The organism is Cellulomonas sp. (genome assembly GCF_036279715.1).
Classification (GTDB): domain Bacteria; phylum Actinomycetota; class Actinomycetes; order Actinomycetales; family Cellulomonadaceae; genus Cellulomonas_A.
Genome location: NZ_DASUIR010000050.1, coordinates 1 through 3,816, shown reverse-complemented (window position 1 = coordinate 3,816; position 3,816 = coordinate 1). Strand labels below are relative to the sequence as shown.

General features: G+C 74.2%; 4 protein-coding genes. All 4 read right to left on the bottom strand.

The features are described from left to right. Nucleotides 1-1,151: flagellar hook protein FlgE (locus VFW79_RS05565; RefSeq protein WP_329676327.1), on the bottom strand; the 1,151-nt coding region annotated here is incomplete at its 3' end. 27 nt (nucleotides 1,152-1,178) lie between these two features. Next, a complete protein-coding gene (locus VFW79_RS05560) occupies nucleotides 1,179-1,646 on the bottom strand; it encodes a flagellar hook capping FlgD N-terminal domain-containing protein (protein ID WP_329676326.1) in 468 nt (155 codons plus the stop codon). 13 nt (nucleotides 1,647-1,659) lie between these two features. Then, nucleotides 1,660-3,021 carry a flagellar hook-length control protein FliK gene (locus VFW79_RS05555; protein WP_329676325.1) on the bottom strand — a complete coding sequence of 454 codons (1,362 nt, stop codon included), beginning with the start codon at nucleotides 3,019-3,021 and terminating at the stop codon, nucleotides 1,660-1,662. Beyond that, the gene (locus tag VFW79_RS05550; RefSeq protein ID WP_329676324.1) at nucleotides 3,018-3,761 is read right to left on the bottom strand and encodes a C40 family peptidase; all 744 of its coding nucleotides are present in this window, start codon (nucleotides 3,759-3,761) and stop codon (nucleotides 3,018-3,020) included. Before VFW79_RS05550 ends, VFW79_RS05555 begins: the two co-directional genes overlap by 4 nt. Nucleotides 3,762-3,816 lie beyond the last annotated feature (55 nt).

Sequence of the window (3,816 nt, the reverse complement as noted above, 5' to 3'; positions counted from 1 at the left end):
GCCTGGAATCCGCGCTGGGCGATGATCAGGTTGGTGAACTCGCTCGACAGGTCCACGTTGGACATCTCGAGCGCGCCGCCGGCGAGCCCGCCGCGACCGCCCGTGCCGGCCGCACCGACCTGCGCGTTGCCGGAGTTGACGGTCGTGCGGAACAGCGAGCCGCCGGCCTTCTCGAGACCGGCCGGGTTCGTGAAGCTGCCGAGCGCGATCCGGCCGACGGTCTGCTTGAGGCCGTTGCTGAACGAGCCCGTGATGGTCCCGTCGGCGCCGAGGGAGAACGCCTGCAGCGTGCCGGCCGAGTGGCCGTCCTGCGTCGACGCCGCGATCGTCTGGACGCCGGCGAAGCCCGTGACCTTCGACAGGTCGACGGTGACGGCTCCGAGCGCGAAGCTCCCCGTCCCGGTCAGGCCGGAGGCCGCCGGGTCGAGCGCGCCGGTCGCCGTGAACGTCAGCGGGATCGAGGTCGCGGGCGCGGCCGGGTACGTGGCCGTGCCGTCCGAGGCAGACATCGTCCAGCCGGTCGCGGTCTTCGTGAGCGTCATGCTGACCTGGCGCTCGATGCCCGTCGAGTCGTAGGCCGTGATGGCCCGCTCGATCACAGTGCCGTTGGCGGCGTCGGACTGCAGGTTGCCCTCGTAGGTCGCCGACGTCGTCGCGACCGCGCCCATGAGCGTGCCGGCCGGGACCCGCAGGTCGGTCAGCGGGCTGTTCGTGTCGATGACGCCGTTCTTGGCCGCCCAGCCCTGCACGAGCGCGCCCTCACCAGGCAGGACCATCTGACCGGTCGCGTCGAAGTCGAAGCCGCCGGCCCGCGTGTAGAACGTGTCGGCGCCCTTGCGGACCACGAAGAAGCCGTCGCCCTGGATCATCATGTCGGTGCTGCGGCCCGTGAGCTGCGAGGCGCCCTGCGTGAAGTTCGTCGTCACGCCGGCGACGCGCACCCCGAGACCCACCTGGGCGGGGTTCGTGCCACCCGTGCCGGCCTGGGCGCCGCTGGCGTTCTGCACGACCTGGCTCAGCGCATCCTGGAACTGCGTCTGGGAGGACTTGAAGCCGGTCGTGTTGACGTTGGCGATGTTGTTGCCGGTGACGTCGAGCATGGTCTGGTGACTGCGCAGACCGCTGATGCCGGAGAAGAGCGAGCGGAGCATGGGAGTTCCCTTCGGTGGTGGACTGCGTCAGACGGTCGTGGACGGTGCAGGTGCTGCGGGGGCGAGCTCGGTGACGGACGACACGGCGTCGAGCGCGACGACCTTGCCGCCGACAGTGACGGTGGGGACGGACCCGGCGTAGGAGACGGACGCCACCGCGCCGGTGACGGTCGCCCCGGACGCGTCGGCGTACGTGACCTGCTTGCCGACGAGCGACGCAGCGGCCATGCGCATCTGCAGCGCGAAGCTCTCCTGCGACGTCTTGGTCAGCGCCGTGAGCTGCTCCATCGTGGACAGCTGCGTGGTCTGGGCCATGAGCTCCGAGCTGTCCATCGGCTTGCTCGGGTCCTGGTTGCGCAGCTGGGCGACGAGGAGCTTGAGGAAGGCCTCCTTGTCGAGCGTGCCCGGGGTCGCCGCTGCGGTGGCCGTCGCGGTGCCCGTCGAGGCCGCCGCGGCGGCCGGTCCCCAGGTGATGGGTGTGACGTCGGTGCTCATGGGTGCTCCGTGATCAGACGAGGAGGTCGAGGACGCCGGGCCGAGCGGCCGAGCGGAGGGGGTCGGGTGCTGCTGCCGGGCGTTGCCTCGGTCCCGCGCTGTCGGCGTCACCGCGCGGCGAGCGACGACCGGCACCGGCGCCGTCACCCTGCGCGCCCGCGGGGCCGCGCCAACCGTCGTTCCCCGGCTGCGTGTCGCGACCGAGCGACAGGTCGGCGTGCAGGCCCGAGCCCGCGAGGTCGCGGCGCAGGTCGGCGAGCGACGTGCGCAGCGCCTCCCGCGACTGGTCGGTCGCACCGAGCAGCTCGATCCGGACCGCGTCGGGCGTGATGTGCGCGATGACCCGGACGGGACCGAAGTGCTCGGGGTCGACAGCGATGCTCATCACGTGCTCGCCGTTGCCGAGACCGCGCAGCGTCACGAGGCGCGCGCCGAGCTGTTCCGCGAGCGGCGCGGGCTGGGCGGCCGAGGGAGCTGCCGGCGCGCTCACCGTCGGGGCAGCCGTGGTGGCCGATGTCGACGTGACCGCTCCGGCTGCGATGACCTGCGGGCCGGCGGTGGGGTTGTCGTCCGCGCCGGGGGCCGCCTTCGCGGTCGGCGTGGCGGCGACGAGCGCGCCTGCCAGGACTTCGATGCCGACGGCCGGGGCGGCTGTGGCGACCGTTGCTGCCGGCGCGGTCGCGGCCGTGTGGGCGGGCCGCGCGGGGGCTGCGGTCGCGGCCTCCGGAGCCGACGCGGCCGACGCGGTGCCACCCGCCGCACGGACTGCGGAGCCGGTCGGTACGGCAGGTTCTGCCGGAGCGGTCGAGGGTGCGAACGCGCCGGCGACGGCGGCAGCCACGACGGGCGCCGGAGCGGTGGTGACCTGGTCGGCAGGTGCGGACGATGCGGCCGCAGCGGCTGGGACCGGCGTCCCGGCGACCGCCGGCGACGCAGCGGCCGTCCCGGTCGAGCCGTCAGTCGCGGTCATGGCGGCGGTGACGGGCGCGACCGCTGGAGCGGGCGCCGCGGCGGCGGGGACCGCCGCGGCGACCAGCGCCGACATGAGCTGGTCGACGGGGACCTGCGCGGGGGTGTCGGTCGCCGTGGCTGCGGGCGTCGCCGTGGACGGTTCGACGGCCCGGTTCGCGTCGTCGGGCGCTTGCGCGGCGCGCTCCCCCGCCCCGTCGGCCCGAGCAGCGTGGTCGGTGCGGTCCGGGCGAGACGTGTCGTCCGCGCGGGCGGTCCGGTCGGGCCGCGCGGCACGCTCGTCGCGGCCACGCACCTCGCCCTGCAGCACCCGATCGAAGTCCTGACCGGTCGCAGGGCGCGCGGCCGACGTCGCGCGCGGAACCGAGGCCGACGCGGGCGCCTGCCCGATCGTCAGCGCGGTCATGACGCCACCTGCGTCATCAGGTCGAGCGCGGTGCGCTGCGCGGTCGCCGACGCCAGTGCGGACGCGAGCTCGGTGCTCGCGGTGCTCGTGGCCGTCGCCGCCTGCGGCAGGACCCGGCGGATCGCCGTCGGCTCGGTGTAGACGTCGCGGATCGCGACGGACTTGCCGGGCTTGGGTGCGTCGATCATCTTGCCGTTCCCTTCGTAGATCGCGATGTGCGCGCCGCCCTGGAACACGAGCAGGTCGCCGGGCAGCGCCTGGGCGAGCGACGGGACGGCCGTGCCGATCGTCATCTGGTCGCGAGCGACTCGTGGGAGGCCCGTCACGCCGATGTCGGCCATGGAGCGCACGACGAGGCCGGAGCAGTCGAGGCCACCCTCGCTGAGCGTCTCGCCGCCCCACACGTACGGGATCCCGATGTACTTCTCGGCGGCCGCCACGAGCCCCTGACCGGTCGCGGTGCCGGTCGCGGACACCACCGAGCCGGACGTCGCGGACGAGGTGCCGGTCAGCGCCGACAACGAGGCCATCGAGGAGGCGTCGACCCCCATGGCGGCGAGCGCCGAGGCGAACGACGACGCGCTCGAGGTGCCGCCGGCCACGACGCCGCTCGTCGAGGCACCCGTCGAGGTCGGCGCGTCCGTGGCGACGACCGTCTCGGGGGCGACGAGCGTGCGCAGCTCGGTGATCCGCGCCTGCACGGCAGCGATCCCGGCGATCCCGGCCATCCCGGCGCTCATGGCAGCACAGGTTCGGTCGCGTCGATCGCTGCCTCGTCCGTCGCCGGCACAGCCG